At 67.4% G+C, this 622-nt stretch carries 1 protein-coding gene; it reads right to left on the bottom strand.

The features are described 5' to 3' along the window. On the bottom strand, window positions 1-456 hold a 456-nt coding region (locus AAE045_RS23735; protein ID WP_455549760.1), incomplete at its 3' end, for a magnesium transporter MgtE N-terminal domain-containing protein. Between the last annotated feature and the right edge of the window lie 166 nt (window positions 457-622).

The following is a 622-nucleotide window of genomic DNA, read 5'->3' as shown; positions in this document are numbered from 1 at the left end:
CGCCTGCGCGACCGTCATTTCCGGCGAGACCCAGACATAGTCGGACGTCGTCGCCGAACCGACCGTGCCCTCGGGATAGGACGCCATCTTGAGGATGTCGTCGCGTTCCACCTTGGTCAGCGCCGGCAGCAGTGTCTGCTTGGCGTCATCGCCAAGGCGGTTGAACAGATCGGCACGATCATCCGATGGCATGTGTTCGAACAGCTGCACTACCGCCTCGCGCGGCATCGCGGCCAGCAGTTGATCCTGGCGGAGCTCGGCGAAGTGCGCGAACAGATCCGCGCGCGCCGGTGGCGCGAGCGTCATCAGCAACGGCAGCGACCTGTCCACGCTCAGCGCGTCGAGCGCATCGACCAGATCGGACGGATGGGTGGTCGCGGCGATGCTGGCAAAGCCAGCGGCGTCGAGGGAGAGCGAGAGGGTGCGGATCGAGAACAGGAGGTCTTCGCGGTTCATGGTGGTTCTCCAGCAGAAAGCGGCGCGTGGGGTGGCAACGCGCAGTGATGAGGTGCAGGCGTGGGACGCATCGGCGTGCGCCCGGGCGAGGCAGGCAGGGGTGTGTGTGCGCCGCGTACGCAGCGCAGGCGGCCGGCAGGATCAGTCGGTGCGGTCAGTCGGCACG

The sequence above is a fragment of the Dryocola clanedunensis genome, from assembly GCF_038405435.1.
Classification (GTDB): domain Bacteria; phylum Pseudomonadota; class Gammaproteobacteria; order Enterobacterales; family Enterobacteriaceae; genus Dryocola; species Dryocola clanedunensis_A.
The sequence above is the reverse complement of the archived record's forward strand: the minus strand, read 5'-3'. Positions and strand labels throughout refer to the sequence as shown.